Annotated in this window: 12 protein-coding genes and 1 pseudogene; 8 read left to right on the top strand and 5 right to left on the bottom strand. The window is 71.6% G+C overall.

Annotated features, from left to right (window positions below; genetic code table 11):
* Positions 1 to 12: 12 nt before the first annotated feature.
* Positions 13 to 195, bottom strand: a complete 183-nt coding sequence (locus P2Q00_RS17050) for a hypothetical protein (RefSeq protein WP_275773384.1) — start codon at positions 193 to 195, stop codon at positions 13 to 15.
* Positions 196 to 284: 89 nt separating this feature from the next.
* Between P2Q00_RS17050 and P2Q00_RS17055 the strand changes: the two genes are divergently transcribed.
* From P2Q00_RS17055 to P2Q00_RS17070, 4 genes are all read left to right on the top strand, one after another.
* Positions 285 to 1,559, top strand: a complete 1,275-nt coding sequence (locus P2Q00_RS17055) for a low temperature requirement protein A (RefSeq protein ID WP_275773385.1) — start codon at positions 285 to 287, stop codon at positions 1,557 to 1,559.
* A 38-nt stretch (positions 1,560 to 1,597) separates the two neighbouring features.
* Positions 1,598 to 2,641: a P1 family peptidase gene (locus P2Q00_RS17060; RefSeq protein WP_275773386.1), complete on the top strand. Its 1,044-nt coding sequence runs from the start codon at positions 1,598 to 1,600 to the stop codon at positions 2,639 to 2,641.
* A 152-nt stretch (positions 2,642 to 2,793) separates the two neighbouring features.
* The gene (locus tag P2Q00_RS17065) at positions 2,794 to 4,023 is read left to right on the top strand and encodes a L,D-transpeptidase (RefSeq protein ID WP_275773387.1); all 1,230 of its coding nucleotides are present in this window, start codon (positions 2,794 to 2,796) and stop codon (positions 4,021 to 4,023) included.
* Positions 4,024 to 4,180: 157 nt separating this feature from the next.
* Positions 4,181 to 4,927 (top strand): DUF6227 family protein, encoded by a 747-nt coding sequence (locus tag P2Q00_RS17070; protein WP_275773388.1) that lies wholly within the window; start codon positions 4,181 to 4,183, stop codon positions 4,925 to 4,927.
* A gap of 18 nt (positions 4,928 to 4,945) precedes the next feature.
* Here the strand turns inward: P2Q00_RS17070 and P2Q00_RS17075 are convergent, their stop codons facing one another.
* The 4 genes from P2Q00_RS17075 to P2Q00_RS17090 form a co-directional block, all read right to left on the bottom strand.
* Positions 4,946 to 5,227 carry a hypothetical protein gene (locus P2Q00_RS17075; RefSeq protein ID WP_275773389.1) on the bottom strand — a complete coding sequence of 94 codons (282 nt, stop codon included), beginning with the start codon at positions 5,225 to 5,227 and terminating at the stop codon, positions 4,946 to 4,948.
* A 144-nt stretch (positions 5,228 to 5,371) separates the two neighbouring features.
* Positions 5,372 to 7,468, bottom strand: a complete 2,097-nt coding sequence (locus P2Q00_RS17080; RefSeq protein ID WP_275773390.1) for a PTS fructose transporter subunit IIABC — start codon at positions 7,466 to 7,468, stop codon at positions 5,372 to 5,374.
* Between the two features lie 262 nt (positions 7,469 to 7,730).
* On the bottom strand, positions 7,731 to 8,678 hold the full coding sequence (gene pfkB / locus P2Q00_RS17085) for a 1-phosphofructokinase (RefSeq protein ID WP_275773391.1): 948 nt from the start codon (positions 8,676 to 8,678) through the stop codon (positions 7,731 to 7,733).
* Positions 8,675 to 9,436: a DeoR/GlpR family DNA-binding transcription regulator gene (locus P2Q00_RS17090; protein WP_275773392.1), complete on the bottom strand. Its 762-nt coding sequence runs from the start codon at positions 9,434 to 9,436 to the stop codon at positions 8,675 to 8,677. Before P2Q00_RS17090 ends, pfkB begins: the two co-directional genes overlap by 4 nt.
* Before the next feature lie 236 nt (positions 9,437 to 9,672).
* Here P2Q00_RS17090 and P2Q00_RS17095 point away from each other — a divergent pair, with 236 nt between their 5' ends.
* The 4 genes and pseudogenes from P2Q00_RS17095 (at position 9,673) to fxsT (ending at position 16,986) form a co-directional block, all read left to right on the top strand.
* Positions 9,673 to 10,539 (top strand): toll/interleukin-1 receptor domain-containing protein, encoded by an 867-nt coding sequence (locus P2Q00_RS17095; RefSeq protein WP_275773394.1) that lies wholly within the window; start codon positions 9,673 to 9,675, stop codon positions 10,537 to 10,539.
* A complete protein-coding gene (locus tag P2Q00_RS17100; RefSeq protein WP_275773395.1) occupies positions 10,536 to 12,080 on the top strand; it encodes a VMAP-C domain-containing protein in 1,545 nt (514 codons plus the stop codon). Before P2Q00_RS17095 ends, P2Q00_RS17100 begins: the two co-directional genes overlap by 4 nt.
* A gap of 850 nt (positions 12,081 to 12,930) precedes the next feature.
* Positions 12,931 to 14,073: pseudogene (locus P2Q00_RS17105) on the top strand (hypothetical protein); the annotation flags it as partial.
* 177 nt (positions 14,074 to 14,250) lie between these two features.
* A complete protein-coding gene (gene fxsT / locus P2Q00_RS17110; RefSeq protein WP_338059322.1) occupies positions 14,251 to 16,986 on the top strand; it encodes an FxSxx-COOH system tetratricopeptide repeat protein in 2,736 nt (911 codons plus the stop codon).
* The last annotated feature ends 1 nt before the right edge of the window (position 16,987 follow it).

Raw genomic sequence — 16,987 nt, forward strand, 5'->3', positions numbered from 1 at the left:
AGCCCGCGCGGCTCAGAGGTGGTGGGGCGGCTTCTCGTCGAGGAAGCGCTTGAGGTCGGCCGCGGAGTCGCCCGCGGAGCCCGGCCGCTCGCCCCAGCCGCGGTCCGTGTCGTCCGAGGACTGCTGGTCCAGCGGGTCGTCGAAGATCAACGCGGGCTTGGGTGTGTGCGGCTCGGGGGCAGGGGCGGAGGTCATGTGTCCAGGGTACGGGGCCGTCGGCCTCCGCCCGCTTGGGCACATCCCCGCACAGGAATTTCCGCCGCTTATCTGGTGTGCTGGGACGCATGACGAGCAGTTCGACTTCGCCGCCGGCCTCCTCCGGGGCACCCTCAGGCCACAGACCCCTGCGCAGGCTCACGGCTCGCGGCCGCGACGAGGCGCACCGCGTCGCCTCACCGCTGGAGCTCTTCTTCGACCTGTGCTTCGTCGTGGCGATCGCCCAGGCGGGCGTCCAGCTGGTGCACGCCGTGGCCGGGGGGCATGCGGGCGAGGGGATCCTCAACTACGCGATGATCTTCTTCGCCATCTGGTGGGCGTGGATGAACTTCACGTGGTTCGCCTCGGCGTACGACAACGACGACGCGCTCTACCGGGTCGTCACGCTGGTCCAGATCGCCGGAGTGCTCGTCCTGGCGGCCGGGGTCTCGCGGGCGTTCGAGGAGCACGAGTTCCTCGTCGTCTGGCTGGGCTACCTGATCATGCGGCTCGCCATGACGGCGCAGTGGCTGCGGGTGGCACGGGCGACCGAGGGCGCCGAGCGGACGATGGCGCTGCGGTACGCCGGCGGCGTGCTGCTGTGCCAGATCGGCTGGCTCGGGCTGCTGGTCCTGCCGGAGGGCGGCCGGCCGTGGGTCTTTCTGGTGATGGCGCTTGTGGAGCTGAGTGTGCCGCTGTACGCGGAGAAGGCTCATCCCACGGCCTGGCACCCGCACCACATCGCCGAACGCTACGGCCTGTTCACGATCATCGTGCTCGGCGAGACCATTGCGGCGGCCACCGTCGCCGTGAAGTCGGGCGTGGACGAGAACGACGCCCTGGGCGAGCTGCTGCCGATCGCCGCGGGCGGGCTGTTGATCATCTTCGCCGCCTGGTGGATCTACTTCGTGGTGCCGATCCACGGTCATCTCCGCTCCAACCGGCAGTCCTTCCTCTGGGGTTACGGCCACTACCTGATCTTCGCGTCGGCGGCCGCGATCGGTGCGGGTCTGGAGGTGGCGGTGGAGCAGGCGGTCGGCAAGGCGCACATCTCCACGCTGGCCGCGTCGGCGGCGGTGACCCTGCCGACGGCGCTGTATCTGCTCACCGTCTGGGGGCTGCACTCCCGCTTCTACAAGGTGGGCATCGCCCAGCAACTGGTGTTGCCGACCACGGCGTTGCTGGTGATCGTCTGCACCTTCCTGGGCGGCTGGGCGGTGTTCTCGGCGGGGCTGGTGTCGGCGCTGGCGGTGGTGACCGGGGTGACGCTGACGGCGCGCATGGTCGCCAAGGAGCGCGGGGCCGGTGGGGCGAGCGGGCCGAGCGGGCCGAGCGGGGATCGGGCTTCGACACCCGTCGCGTGACGAGATCGCCCACGTCCGGGCCGGGCCAGACTGGGCCCATGACAAGCGAGTCCAGGACAGTTGACGCTTTGACGGACGTCGCCGGGGTGCGGGTGGGCCACGCGACACGCATCGGGGACGGTTGGCTCACCGGCACCACGGTCGTACTCGCCCCCGAGGGCGGGGCCGTCGCCGCCGTGGATGTGCGGGGTGGCGGCCCCGGCACCAAGGAGACCGACGCCCTCGACCCGCGCAATGTCGTGCAGAAGGTCGATGCGGTCGTACTGACCGGTGGCAGCGCGTACGGGCTCGACGCGGCATCGGGGGTGATGGCCTGGCTGGAGGAGCGGGGGCGCGGGGTGCGCGTCGGCGTGGATCCGGCGCATGTCGTGCCGGTCGTGCCCGCGGCCTGCGTCTTCGATCTGGGGCGGGGCGGCGACTTCCGCGCCCGTCCGTCCGCGGCCACCGGGCGGGCCGCAGTAGAGGCGGCCGCGGCGAGCGAGCCCGGTGCGCGCGTGGCGGAGGGGTGCGTCGGCGCAGGTACAGGAGCCGCGGTCGGGCCGCTGAAGGGAGGGGTCGGCACGGCGAGCGCCGTCCTCGGCTCAGGGATCACGGTGGGGGCGTTGGTGGTGGCCAACGCTGCGGGGTCGGCGCTGGATCCGGAAACGGGCGTCCTGTACGGGGAGTTGTTCCAGGGGCGGGTGGATTACCCGGCGGCACACCTCCACGAAGCCGCGCGCGGCCGCCTCGCCGAGAGCGCGGCGAAGAACGCGCTCCCCCCGCTGAACACCACACTCGCCCTCGTCGCCACCGACGCGGAGCTGTCCAAGGCGCAGGCGCAGAAGCTGGCCGGTACGGCGCACGACGGCATCGCACGCGCTGTGCGGCCGGTGCACCTGCTCAACGACGGGGACACGGTGTTCGCGCTGGCGACGGGGAGAAGCCCGCTCGACGCCGGGAATCCTCTCGCGCTGAACGAGATCCTCGCGGCGGGCGCGGATGTGGTGACCCGCGCGATCGTACGAGCCGTGCGGGCCGCGGAGTCGGTGGACGGGCCGGGCGGGGCGTGGCCGTCGTACAGGGAGCTGTACGACGGGAGTTGAGTGCCCGCGGGGTGGGCCGTGCCCCGCAATTGTCCGGGTTTTGTCACGTGATCGCGTTCACCGGGTACGGCGGGAACCTCACCCGCCACTCATGCCCTCTTTCCCCACGCACTGGAACGGATCACGCACATCACACGAACCTGGAGCAGCCCGTGACAACGCCGGACATTGCAGCGCGGCGCGTACTGGGGGCCTGTGCCGCCCTGATGGTCGGCGCCCTGACCCTGACCGCCTGCGGTGGCAACGCCAACGCCGACGCCAACTCCTCCGGCGACAGCAAGGGCGGCCAGGGCTCGGCCAAGACTTCCACGGCGAAGATCGTCATCTCGGCCAAGGACGGCTCGACCGCCGCGTCGATCAACACGACCGGCGTGAAGGTCAGCAACGGCAAGCTGACCGACGTGAAGATGACCGTGTCGGGCACGGGACAGGCTGTTGCGGGGGCGATATCCGCGGACGGCGGGGTCTGGAAGCCCAAGGAGCAGCTGGAGCGCGGGACGAAGTACCAGATCTCGGCCACCGCGAAGGACGGGAACGGCCGTACCGCGGCCGCCAACTCCATCTTCACCACGGTCACTTCGGCCAACAGCTTCATCGGGACGTACACGCCGGACGACGGGACGACGGTCGGCGTCGGCATGCCGGTGTCGTTCAACTTCAACAAGGTGATCAGCGACAAGAAGGCCGTGCAGTCGCACATCACGGTCACCTCCAGCAGTGGGCAGCAGGTGGTCGGGCACTGGTTCGGGGCGCAGCGGCTCGACTTCCGGCCCGAGGAGTACTGGAAGGCCGGCTCCAAGGTCACGATGAAGATCGACCTGGACGGCGTGCAGGGCGCGAACGGCGTCTACGGGGTGCAGAAGAAGACGGTCGACTTCACCATCGGGCGCTCCCAGGTCTCCACGGTCGATGTGAACACGCAGACCATGACGGTCGTACGGGACGGCCAGACCCTCAAGTCGCTGCCGATCTCGTCCGGCAGCCCGGAGCACACGACGTACAACGGGCAGATGGTGATCTCCGAGAAGTTCGTGCAGACGCGGATGAACAGCCAGACGGTGGGCCTGGGCGGCGAGTACGACATCCCGGACGTGCCGCACGCGATGCGTCTGACCTCGTCCGGGACCTTCCTCCACGGCAACTACTGGTACAACAAGGGCAATCCGCCCTTCGGTCGCCAGGGCACCAGCCACGGCTGCGTCGGGCTCGCGGACGTACAGGGCGCGCAGGGCGCGACGAACGCCAAGTGGTTCTACGACAACTCGCTCATCGGGGACGTCGTGATCGTGAAGAACTCCCCCGACAAGACGGTCTCCCCCGACAACGGGCTCAACGGCTGGAACATGTCGTGGAGCGAGTGGACCGCGGGAAGTGCCGCCTGATCAGTCAGTTCTGACGGATCGTCGGGCCGTGTGGGAACTTCTCACACGGCCCGGGCGTTTTCTGTGCGTACGTTTTCTCGGTTCCCGGACATGATGTCCGACCGAGGGGCTACGGTATGCACCCACAAGGTGACATGCAGCAACGCCGGGAGAAACCTTGAGCGTTCCGTACGAGACGGCAGCGTACGAACCACCCGAGTCGCCCGAGTCTCCGGAGGAGCATCTCGCGCGACTCCTCGGCCGTGCCCTGAACTCCTTCGAGCTGCCGGACGAGACGATACGGCGGCTCGACTGCGCGCTGGCGCACGACAGTTCGCTGCACTCCGCACACCACAGCGCGGGGCTGCACCGCGAGACGTACCGGCACACCTGGCTGCTCGCCGACGGTTCGGCGCTCACGCTGTGGGAGCTCGCGCACAACACGGCGCCGGACCGCGCCGCGCAGCACGAGGTGTACGTCGACGAGGAGGAGCTGCGTGCCGCGACCGCGCGGCTGCCGCTGCCGCCGGACACCGTGGACTTCGAGCTGCCGGTGACGGTGCAGTTGTCGCCGATCCCGGCGCCCCGGCATGCGTATGTGCCGGACGACTCCGCGGATCACGCGCGCCGGCTGCTGCGCCGTGCGGAGAACCCGGACCGGCCGGGCGCGGAGACGGCCGCACTGCTCGCCACGGCGTTCGCGCACCAGATCACGCAGGCCTTCGGGCGCCCGTGCCGCGCGGGGCGCGCCGGGCTGTGCTTCTCGCTCTACGAGCACGCGTTCCTGCTGCGTGACGGCGAGGAGGTGTCCCTCTGGGAGGTCGAGCACACGGCCACGCCCGACGGTCGGCACATGTGCGAGGTGTACGTCAGCGAGGACGCGGCCCGGGACGCGATGGAGCGGCGGGCGGCGCGGGTCTCCTGAGCCGCCCGGCGCCGAGGTTCAGCGGTCGCCGCTGAGCTGTCGTACGAGACCCGCGAATGCGTCCCGCTCCCCCGGGGTCAGTTCGACCGACTCCAGATGCGGAGGGGTATGCCGCTGGTGCGGAAAGGCGCGCAGGGGGGTGCGGCCGGTGAACCACAGGGTGCGGCAGGTCAGCCACAGGCCGGGTCCGGAGCGGGCGCTGCGTACAAGGCCGATCAGGCCGAGCGCCGAGACGACGGCCGCCAGGGCGAGGACGGCCACGCCCAGTGACTGGAGGATCGAGACGTGCTCATCGGGCATGCGCCCCAGTAGACACCACGGTCCGGGACTTTGGTCCCGGACCGTGACGTATCTCGCATGCTTCCCAGGTGCCGCACATGCCCCTCATGCGGACTGATCACTCCACAGTGCGCCAAAGGGGCATGCACGCCGGGGTCAGGCCCGTCAGGCCGCCACCGGCTGCTTCGCCTCGGTCGTCGCCGTGGCCGTGTCGTCCACCGTTCCGGGGCCGGCGGCTCCCGGTGCCGGCTTGCGCATGCCCTTCAGGACGACCACCAGCGTGGTCGTGACGCACACGCCGACCGCGATGGCGATCAGGTAGAGGAAGGCGTTGCCGATCAGCGGGACCACGAAGATGCCGCCGTGCGGGGCGCGCAGCGTGGCGCCGAAGGCCATCGACAGGGAGCCGGTGATCGCGCCGCCCACCATCGAGGAAGGGATGACGCGCAGCGGGTCGGCCGCGGCGAACGGGATCGCGCCCTCGGAGATGAAGGAGGCGCCCAGGACCCAGGCGGCCTTGCCGTTCTCGCGCTCGGTCTCGGTGAAGAGCTTGCCGCGGACGGTGGTGGCCAGCGCCATCGCGAGCGGCGGGACCATGCCGGCCGCCATGACCGCGGCCATGATCTTCATCGCGGAGTCGCTCGGGCTGGAGACCGCGATACCGGCCGTGGCGAAGGTGTACGCGACCTTGTTGACCGGGCCGCCGAGGTCGAAGCACATCATCAGGCCGAGCAGGGCGCCGAGGAGCAGGGCGTTGGAGCCGGAGAGGCCGTTCAGCCAGTCGGTCATGCCCTTCTGGGCGGAGGCGATGGGCTTGCCGACCACGACGAACATCAGGAATCCGACGATCGCCGAGGAGATCAGTGGGATCACCACCACCGGCATGATGCCGCGCAGCACCGGCGGGATGTTGACCTTCTGGATCGCCAGCACCACACCACCGGCGAGCAGACCGGCGACCAGGCCGCCGAGGAAGCCCGCGCTGATCGTGGACGCGATCATGCCGCCGACGAAGCCGGGGACCAGGCCCGGCCGGTCCGCCATGCCGTAGGCGATGTAGCCCGCCAGGACCGGGACCAGGAAGCCGAAGGCCACGGCGCCGATCTGGAACATCAGGGCGGCCCAGCTGTCGGTCTGCGTCCACACGAAGTGGTCCATGACCGACGGCGCCGACTTGATCTTGTAGCCGCCGATCGCGAAGCCGAGGGCGATCAGCAGACCGCCCGCCGCGACGAACGGGACCATGTAACTCACGCCGGACATCAGCCACTTGCGCAGCTTGGTGCCGTAGCCCTCGCCGGATTCTCCGGCGCGTTCGACCGGGGTGGACGGCGCGGAGCCCGACGTGACCTCACCGCGCTCCGCCTTGCCGCGCACCTCGGTGATCAGCTCGCCGGGGCGGTTGATCCCGGCCTTCACGCCGACGTCGACGGTCGGCTTGCCGGCGAAACGCTCCTTCTCCCGTACGGGGACGTCGTGCGCGAAGATCACGCCGTCCGCCGCGGCGATGACGGCCGGGTCGAGCCGGGTGAACCCGGCCGAGCCCTGTGTCTCGACGACGACCTCGATGCCCGCCGCGCGGCCCGCGTTCTCCAGCGACTCCGCCGCCATGTACGTGTGGGCGATGCCGGTCGGGCAGGAGGTGACCGCGACGATACGGAAGGGGCGCTCGTCCGGCTCATCGGCGGAGGGGGCGCCCGACGCCGGGGCGGACGCGTCCTCGACGCTCGCTCCCGGCGCCGGGGCCGTTTTGCCCGCTGCAGCGTCGGCGGAGGCCGCCCCCGACGCCGCAGCGGAGTCTTCGGAACCGGCCGCTGCCGGCTTGTCCCCGCGGATGAGTGCGGCCGCGGCCGCCGCGTCGCCCGCCGACCGCAGTGCGTCGGTGAACTCGGCGTTCATCAGCTGCCGGGCCAGCGACGACAGGATCGTCAGGTGGGCGTCGTCGGCGCCGGCGGGCGCCGCGATCAGGAAGATCAGGTCGGCGGGGCCGTCCGCCGCGCCGAAGTCGATACCGGCGGCGCTGCGCCCGAAGGCCAGCGTCGGCTCGGTGACGTGCTCGCTTCGGCAGTGCGGGATGCCGATGCCGCCGTCGAGGCCGGTGGGCATCTGTGCTTCGCGCGCGGCCACGTCGGCGAGGAAGCCGTCCAGGTCGGTCACCCGGCCCAGGGCCACCATGCGCTCGGCGAGGGCACGCGCCGCCGCTTCCTTCGTATCGGCGGACAGGTCGAGATCGACCAGGTCCGCGGTGATCATGTCGCTCATCGCGGGCTCCTTCGCACGCGTATCGCCCGGGGAGTGGGGTGGGCGGGGGTGGGGACGGGGGTGCTGCGGGGGGTGGGGTTGGTGGGGGCGGAGGCCGCGGCGAGTAACGGGGTGCGTTGCCGCCCATGCGCTCCGCCGGCTGTGCCGATGTGCGGCTCCGCCGCGGGGCCGTGATCTGCCGTCGGCCGACTGCGGCGCCGTCGTGGCTGGTCGCGCAGTTCCCCGCGCCCCTTTGGGGCGCTGTCGTACCGCACGGCATACGTCATGACGCCGGCTCCTTGAGTACGCGGTCCGCCGGCACGTCGGACGTCACCGTCACCGCCGCCGGGTCCAGGTCGCGTGGGGTCGGCATGACGCTGCCGGGCAGCTGGACGGCCGCCGCGCCGTGGGCGACGGCGGAGGCGAGCGCCTCCGGGCCGCTGCCGCCCGCGATCAGGAAACCTGCCAGCGACGAGTCGCCGGCGCCCACATTGCTGCGTACGGCGTCCACGCGCGCGCTGCCGAACCAGGCGCCCGCGCTGTCGACCAGCAGCTGTCCGTCGGCGCCCAGGCTGGCGAGCACGGCGCGTGCGCCCATCTCGCGCAACTCCTCGGCCGCCTTCACTGCGTCGCCCACCGTGAACAGGGGGCGCCCGACGGCCTCCGAGAGTTCCTCGGCGTTCGGCTTCACCACGTCGGGGCGTTCGCGCAGCGCCGCCAGCAGGGCGGGCCCGGAGGTGTCCAGTGCGATCCGTGCGCCCCCGGCGTGCACCCGGGCGACGACATCGGCGTACCAGGCCGGCGCGAGTCCTCGCGGCAAGCTCCCGCAGCAGGCGATCCAGTCCGCGTCGCGCGACTGCCGGTGCACCGTGTTCAGGAGCAGTTCCTGCTCGGCGGCGGACAGCTCGGGGCCCGGTGCGTTGATCTTCGTGAGCACCCCGTCCGCCTCCGCGAGCGCGATGTTCGAGCGGGTGGCGCCCTCGACCGGGACCGGTGCGACCTCGATGCCCTGTGCGTCGAGCAGATCGGCGACGAGCGCGCCGGGCGCACCGCCCAGGGGCAGCACCGCCACCGTGCGCCGCCCCGCGGCCGCGACGGCGCGCGAGACGTTCACACCCTTGCCGCCCGGGTCCATGCGCTCGCCGGTGGCGCGGATGACCTCGCCACGGTCGAGCGAGGGGACCTCGTAGGTACGGTCCAGGGACGGGTTCGGGGTGACGGTGAGGATCATGCGCGCACTACTTCCGTGCCGCCGCCCTCGATGGCGACGGCGTCTTCTGGGCTCAGCCCGCTGTCGGTGATCAGCAGGTCCACGTCGCTCAGGTCTCCGAAGCGGGCGAAGTGCTCCTGGCCGTGCTTGGCGGAGTCGGCGAGCAGCACCACGCGGCGGGCGGCGGCGACCGCCGCGCGCTTGACCGCGGCCTCGGCGAGGTCGGGGGTGGTCAGGCCGTGGTCGGAAGAAAAGCCGTTCGCCGCCACAAAAAGTACATCAGCCCGGATTTCGCTGTACGCCCTCAGCGCCCAGGCGTCCACAGCGGCGCGCGTACGGTGCCGTACGCGCCCCCCGACCAGATGGAGCTGGATGCCGGGGTGGTCCGCGAGACGGGCCGCGATCGGCAGGCTGTGCGTGACCACGGTGAGCGACGCCTCCAGGGGCAGCGCGGCGGCCAGCCTCGCCACCGTCGTACCGGCGTCGAGGATCACCGTGCCCTCGCTCGGCAGTTCCGTGAGGGCCGCCTTGGCGATGCGGTCCTTCTCGTCGGCCGAGGTGCCCTCGCGCTCGGCGAGGTCCGGCTCGAAGTCGAGGCGTCCGGCCGGTATGGCACCGCCGTGCACCCGCCGGACGAGCCCCGCGCGGTCGAGGGCCTTCAGATCCCGGCGGATCGTCTCCGCCGTCACCTGGAACTCCTCGGCCAGCGACAGCACGTCCACCCTGCCGCCGTCACGGGCGAGCCGGAGGATCTCCTGCTGCCGCTCCGGTGCATACATGTCCGTTCGCCTCCGACCTGTGCCCGAACTTGTGGTTTCGCTGGAGGCTACGCCCGGATTTCCGGAAAGTAAACAGGTTCGGGCGAGATTCGGACACAAACGGGCATCCGTGGTGAGTACACGAGATCTACGTCGAGAAGTCCGTGGAGAAGTCGGCAGCTGCCTGCGGAAGCCCTGACGGGCTGTCACCCCGTCCGTATCCTGGACTCCGGGACGCAACTTCTTCGGGGGGTGTTGTGGACACGGACGACCCCAACCCGCGTGCCCGGGCGGACGGCGGTCGCAACTGGCCCATGAATGTGGTCCAGGCGCTGCTCGCCTCGCCCAAGCTCGCGGACGGTCTGACCCGGGCGCTGTTGTTCGAGCTGGTGGGAGCGGAGCTGGAGCAGCCGCTGGAGGCGGCGGATCAGCCCAGCCTGATGCGTGAGTTTCTGGAGCTGGTGCGGTACTGCGACGAGCGGCAGGGCGGTCTGATGGCGTTGGTGCATGCGGTGGAGCGGATCGAGGGTGCCGGGTGGACCTCCCATGTGGTGGGCGAGCTGGTCCGGCAGCGGCTGGCCCAGACATCGTCGGGCGCAGTCAATGGCACCGCGGCTCCGTCGCGCGCGCGGGGCGGTGAGAGTCCGCCGGGCGAGACCGCGCGGCGGGACTTCTTCGTCTCCTACACGGCCGCCGACCGCAGATGGGCCGTGTGGATCTCGTGGCAGCTGGAGAAGGCCGGCTACGGCGTCCTCGTGCAGGACTGGGACTTCGTCCCGGGCACCAACTGGCATTTCCTCATGGACAGGGGCGTGGCACTGTGCGAACGCACCATCGCGGTCCTCTCCCCCGCTTACCTGGACTCCGTCTACGGCCGGCTGGAGTGGCAGGCGGTCCAGGGCGGCGATCCCGCGGGGCTGACGCGCAATCTCGTACCGGTGATGGTGGAGCGGTGCGCTCTGCAGGGTCTGCTGAGCTCGGTCGTGTACATCGATCTGACGCCACCGGAGCTGGACGACGAGGCCGCCCGGGAGCGCCTTCTCGCGGGCATCGGCGGTGCCCGCACCGGCCGTTCCAAACCGGCCGTCGCGCCGCCCTTCCCCCGCTCGGAGGGGCCGCGTTGACGGAGGCGAGCGGCGAGGACCGCAACGCCTCCCGGATACGGCGCCGTATCGGCGCGCAGACGGCGCGGACCCTGCTCGGGATGCGTGCGCTGGGCACCTCCGAGGGGCGCGCCGAACTGGCCGCCGCGGTGAGCCGGGAGACCGGGCGTCCGCTGAGCACACGGGACGAGGACACGGTCGCCGAGCAGTTGCTGGACGTGTTCCGGCACTGCGCCCAGGATCCGGACGGGCTGCTGGTGCTGGCGGGCGTGGTGCACGGCATGGATCCGTACGGTGTCCAGGTGTCCGCCGTGCAGCGGCTCGCCGACGAGTGGACCGCGGTCGGCTCGCTGGAGGGGCTGGCGGTCCTCGGTTCCTGGCGGTTCCTCGCCGAGGCGCTGAGCCCGCTGCAGCCGCTGCCGTATCCGTACAAGATGCGGTCCGCCCTGATCTGGCTCGCCACCGGACAGCGGCTGACCGAACCGCCGCCGCACGCCGAGAACCCCTGGCACGACTTCCTGTATCTGGCCGGGCAGAACACGGCCCCCGGTGAGCTGCCCCCGTGGATGTTCCACCTGGACGTGTGCGCCCCGTACATGAGCGGGGAGCAGAGCGAGGAGGTGATGGCCCGCAACCGGCACTGGTCGCTGGGCCTGGGGCTGTCCGAGCTGCTGGACGAGGAGCGGAACAGGGTGCGGGGGTCGTCGGTGTCGGGGGTGGCCCGGCAGCTGAGGCGGTATCTGGCGATCCGCATCGAGACGGACCCGCTGAACAACACCCGGTACAACGTGTTCCCCTCGCACATGTCGGACGGGCCGGGCCGTGGCTGGGTGCAGGGGCAGCCGCGGCACCAGGTGCCGGTGGAGCAGCTGGAGGACGTGGTCGGCTCGATCGTCCGGCAGACCGAGCGGCACCGGCGTGCGGGGCCGGCCGGCGGGGTCGAACCGGCGCCGCTCTTCCTGGAGTTCGTGCTGCCCTTCGAGCTGCTGAACCTGCCCGTGGAGTGGTGGCCGCACGGCTCGGACGGGGCGCTGCAGGTGACGCTGGCGAGCGAGTTCTCGGTGGTCATCCGCAGCCTGGACCGGCTGCAGAACCGGGAGTGGCACGAGTTCTGGAACACCCGCTGGCAGCAGCTCGGCGCGGACGAGCCGCCGTCGCGGTCGGTCTGCTACGCGGGCGACACCCGGAGCCGGGCCGGGGTGCCGCACGCCCTGGAGCAGCGTCTCGACGACGAGCACCTGGTCGCCCTGGTGCTGAGCGAACCGCCGCTGACGGGCGTCGGGGACGGCAGCCAGGAGCTGCGGACGGCGTTGCGCAAGGGGCTGCCCGTGGTGATCTGGAACCGGGCGGACCGGGCCACGACGGGGCTGCGCGAGGTCCTGGACGAGTTGCTCGGCGACGGCCTGAAGCGGTTCCCGGCCAGGGTCGACGCCTACCGCCGCGAGGCCGCCGGCCACAACGGCGACGCCGCCTCCCCGGGCCATATCGGCCACATCGGCCGCCATCTGACGGTCCTGTGGGACGACGCCGAACGCAATCCGATGGATCCGGACCCGGCCTGACCGCGGGCGGGGGCACGTGCACAGCCGTACAACCCGTACGACCCGTACGACCGGACCGCGCAGTGCGTCCGGCAACCGGAGAGGACACCGCCGATGTCGCCGACCGCCGAGCCCTGGGGCATCTACCGAGGAACGGGCCTGCCCGGCTCCGGCGCGGCCGCCGGGCCCTGGCCGCAGCCCCCGCCCTGGCGCCGGTTCGACGGCGGCCCCGACCTGCCCCCGCCGCCCGACGACCCGTACGCCTCGGCCGTACTCGGCGACGGGGCGAAGCCGCTGCCGGCCGCCCCCGACGAGGTCGAGCGGGTCAACGCGGCGCTGGCACTGCGCCGTCCGCTGCTGGTGACCGGAGGACCCGGCACCGGCAAGTCGACGCTCGCGTACCGGATCGCCCGCGAACTGGACCTGGGCCGGGTGCTGCGCTGGCGCCTCACCAGCGTGTCCACCCTCCAGGAGGGCCTCTACGACGGGGCCGGCCGGCTCGGGCCGCTGGGCACCGCCTTTCTGCCGTACCGCAGACCGCGCGTAGTGCTCCTCGACCGGCTGGACCGGGCGGAGCTCGCACTGCCGGAGGATCTGTGCACCGTGCTGGACGCGGGCGGGTTCACGGTGCCCGGGGCTCCCGCGCACGTGGCGACCGACGACGCCGCCGAGGCCGCCATCCCACTGCGCGGCGGCACCGTACGCTGTCACGCCTTCCCCCTCGTGGTGATCACCACCGGCGGCGACCGCGACCTCTCGCCCGCACTCGCCGACCAGTGCGTCCCGTTGACGCTGCCGCCACCCACCCGGGAAACACTGCAGGCCATCGCGTCGGCCCGCTTCCCGCAGGACCTCGCCCAGGACATCGTCACCGCCTTCCTCGACCGCGCCGAAACGGCCCAGGGCCCGGCGGTACGCCGACTGCTCGACGCCCTGCACCTGGCCACCGGGGGCGCACTGGCCTCACTCGCCGAGGGGCGCAGCTGGCAGGAGGCCCTGGACACGGTCTGGTCATGGACGGAGACGGAGCAGCCGTGACCGCGCCGCGGATGTGGCCCGCGCCGCCACCGGAGGAACCATGACCCCACCCCCCACCTGGCCCCCACTGCCACCCGAACTCCCCGCCGCCCTCCGCCGCACCGGCACCGCACTCCAACGGCCCGCCGGGCACCCGGCAGGAACCCGATGGGATGTCGCCGTGGTCGCCGACTCCGGCCCCACCATGGGGATTTGGGAACCGACAGTGGCAGCGTTCGCGCGTGAGCTGCGGCGAGCCGGGTGCTTCGGGCGGATCACCGTGCACCGGCTCCCGTACGGGGGCGGGAGGGGCCCGGCGACGCTGGCGCAGCACGGTGCGGCGGGCCGGCTGACGCTGCTGCTCACCGATGGTGCCGGGCCGCACTGGCGCGACCATGGCGTGGAGCCGTTGCTGCGCCGCTGGGCGCAGGCCGGGCCGGTCTGTCTGATCCATCTGCTGCCGCATCCGGCGTGGCCGGTGACGGGTCTGCGCGGCTGGCAGGTGCAGCTGCGCTCCCCCGCGCCGGGAGCGCCCAACAACCGGCTGCGCTGGCGGGCCCGCGGTCTGGGCCCCGACCCGGACGATCTGCCGCCGGCGCCGGGCCATCCCGACGTACCGGTCCCGGTGCTCGAACTGTCCGCCCGCTGGCTGGACGCCTGGGCATGTCTGCTGGGCGGCGCGCCCCCGCGCTGGCTGCCGCTCACCGTGACCTTCCCCCGCGCGCACGTACCCGGCCCCGCCGAACCCGACCCGCTGCAGCAGGACGCCCCGGCGCTGGTGGCGCGCCTGCGGTCGGCGGTGCCCCAGCAGGTGTTCACGCTGGCGACCATGCTCGCCGCCGTCCCCCTCACCGACCCGCTGGTCCGTCAGGTGCAGGACGCGCTGGTGCCGGGCAGTTCGCTCACCGACTTCGCGCTGCTGCTCGCGCAGGGTGTCGTCCGGCCCGCCGGACGCCCGTTTCCCGCCTACGAGTTCGCGCCCGGCGTACGCGAGGAGCTGCTGGCCGCCGGACGCCGTACCGACCTGGTCAGGGTTGTCGAACTGGTGGGGGATCGCCGGGGACCCGGCGGGGAACACTTGTGGCGACTGCCCCGGCTGCTGCGCGGCCGTTCCGTGTCCCAAGTCCCTCCGGTGGACACGGAGTCCGGTCCGTGGCTGCTGGCGGAAAGCGCCGTGCTCCACGCCCTGTCCGGGCCGTTCCTGAAACCGGCCAGAGAGGTGGACGAGGCGGTCGCGGACCTCCGGGAGCAGACTGCGCACCGAACCTCGTCCCGCACCAGCACCACCGCACCCTTCACACTCAGCCACCCCGTCGCCCGCACCCCGGGCGGCGCCGACCACCCGACGCATCAGGGGAACAGGAGGCCGGCGATGCCACAGCAGGCCCCGGCGAACACGGCGGGTACCGAACGCACCAGGAACACCCCCACGGTCTGGGGGAACATCCCGCCGCGCAACCCGAACTTCACCGGTCGCAAGGAGCTTCTGGAAGCCCTCCACCAGCGGCTGCTGCAGGAGAAGACGACAGCCGTCCTGCCCCACGCGCTGCACGGCATGGGAGGCGTCGGCAAGAGTCTGCTGGCGGTGGAGTACTTGTACCGCCGGATGTCCGAGTACGACGTGGTGTGGTGGATCTCCGCCGAGCGCACCGCGCAGATCTCCCTGTCCCTGGTGGAGCTCGCCCCGCGCATCGGCATCGCCGCCGGCAGCGACGCCTCCTCGACGGTCGCGGCCGTCCTGGAGGCGCTGCGCATCGGACAGCCGTACGCCAACTGGCTGTTGGTGTTCGACAACGCCGAAAGCCCGGAGGCGGTACGGCAGTTCTTCCCGGCTGGCGGCCCCGGCAACATCCTCATCACCTCCCGCAACCCTCAATGGGCGTCCATCGCCCGCCCGTTGGAGGTGGACGTCTTCCTGCGGGAGGAGAGCAAGCAGTTGCTGCGGCTGCGCGGCCCGGAGATCAGCGACGAGGACGCCGACCGGCTGGCGCAGGCGCTGGGCGACCTGCCGCTGGCCATCGAGCAGGCGGCCGCCTGGCATGCGGAGACCGGCATGCTGGTCGACGAATATCTGCGCCTGCTGACCGAGAAACGCGTGGACCTGCTGCGCGGCACGGCCCCGTTGGACAACCAGCACCCGGTCATCGCGGCCTGGAACATCTCCCTGGACCAGCTGGAGACCAAGAACCCGGCCGCCTACCAGCTCCTCCAGGTCTGCTCCTTCTACGCCCCCGAGCCCATCGCCCGCTCCCTCTTCGCCCGTATGCCGCGCGGCTCGATCGCCCCGGAGCTGGACCTGGCGCTGGAGGACCCGATCCGTCTCGGCCAGGTGATACGCGAGATCGGCCGCTACTCACTGGCCCGCTTCAACCACCGCAACAACTCCCTCCAGATGCACCGCCTGGTCCAGGCCGCACTGCTGTACCGGATGACGGAGGAGGACCGCTCGACCATGCGCCGCGGTGCCCATCTGCTGCTGGCCGCGAGCGACCCCAACGACCCGGACAACGTGCTGCGTTGGGACCGGTACGGCTCGCTCTACCCCCATGTGCTCGTCTCCGACGCGACCCAGTCCGACGAGGGCTGGGTGCGCAACCTCGTCGTCAACGAGGTCATCTACCTCCTGCGCTGGGGCGACTACCAGTCCTGCCTGGAGCTCGCCCGCACCGCGCACGAGACCTGGTCCCAGAAACTCGGCCAGGACCACCCCCAGACCCTCCAGGTGGCCCGCTGGCTGGGCTTCCTGCTCTTCAGTCTGGGCCGCTACCGGGAGGCCGCCGAGCTCAACTCGGCCGTCCTGGACGCCTACCGACGCACCATCGGCCCCGACGCCCAGGACACCACCGACGCCCTCGGCAACGTCGCCATCGACCACCGCGTGAGCGGCGCCTTCAGCGAGGCCCTCGCCCTCTCCGAATCCGTCCACCAGCAGTACCTGCGGCTGCTGGGCCCCGACGACCCCGAAACCCTGCGCGCCGCCCACAACCTCGGCGTCAGCCTCCGCCTCGTCGGCGACTTCACCCGCGCCCGCGACCTCGACCAGCAGACCTGGAACGGCTACACCGAGATCTACGGCCAGGACCACGTCGCCTCGCTGCGCACCTGGCTGAGCCACATCCTCAACACGCGCGAACTGGGCGAGTACGGCGTCGCCCTGACCTTCCACCGGGAACTCGTCGAGCGGTCCACCTCCCTGCTCGGCAGCAACAATCCGCTCAGCCTCTCCTGCTTCCGGCACCTCGCGGTGGCACTGCGCAAGGCCGGCGAGCACCGGGAGGCGATGGAGACGGCCGAGCAGGCCCGCACCGACCTCATCCACCGGTACGGCACCGGCAACCCCGAATCCATGGCCGCCACCCTGGAGTTGTCGGTGCACCTGCGGCACAGCGGCGACCTCCCGGAGGCGCTGCGGCTGGGCACCGACATCTGCGAGCAGTACGAGAAGACGTACGGCAAACGCCATCCGCACGCCCTGTCGGCCGCGCTGAACCTGGCGATCACCTACCGGCTGCTGGGCAACGCGGCGGCCTCCCAGTACATCAACTCACTGGTGCTGGAGGAGTTCACGGCGACCCTGGGCGAGACACATCCGTCGACCCTGGTGTGCCGCACCAACCTCGCCAGCGACCACTACGCCCTCGGCGACCCCGCCACCGCCCTCGAACTCGACACCGAAACCCTGCGGCGCTCCCGCGAGGTCTTCGACAACGACCACCCCTCGACCCTTGCCTGCGCCGCCAACCTCGCCATGGACCTGCGCGCCCTCGGCCACACCGACGAGGCCGCCACGCTCCACACGGACACGCACGAGCGCCTGAGCCGCAAGCTCGGTAGCAGCCACCCTGCGGTAGCCCAAGCCGCCGACTGGGAGCATCGGGCCGATTGCGACATCGACCCTATGCCGTTGTAGC

This window comes from Streptomyces coacervatus, from assembly GCF_029223485.1.
Lineage (GTDB): Bacteria > Actinomycetota > Actinomycetes > Streptomycetales > Streptomycetaceae > Streptomyces > Streptomyces coacervatus.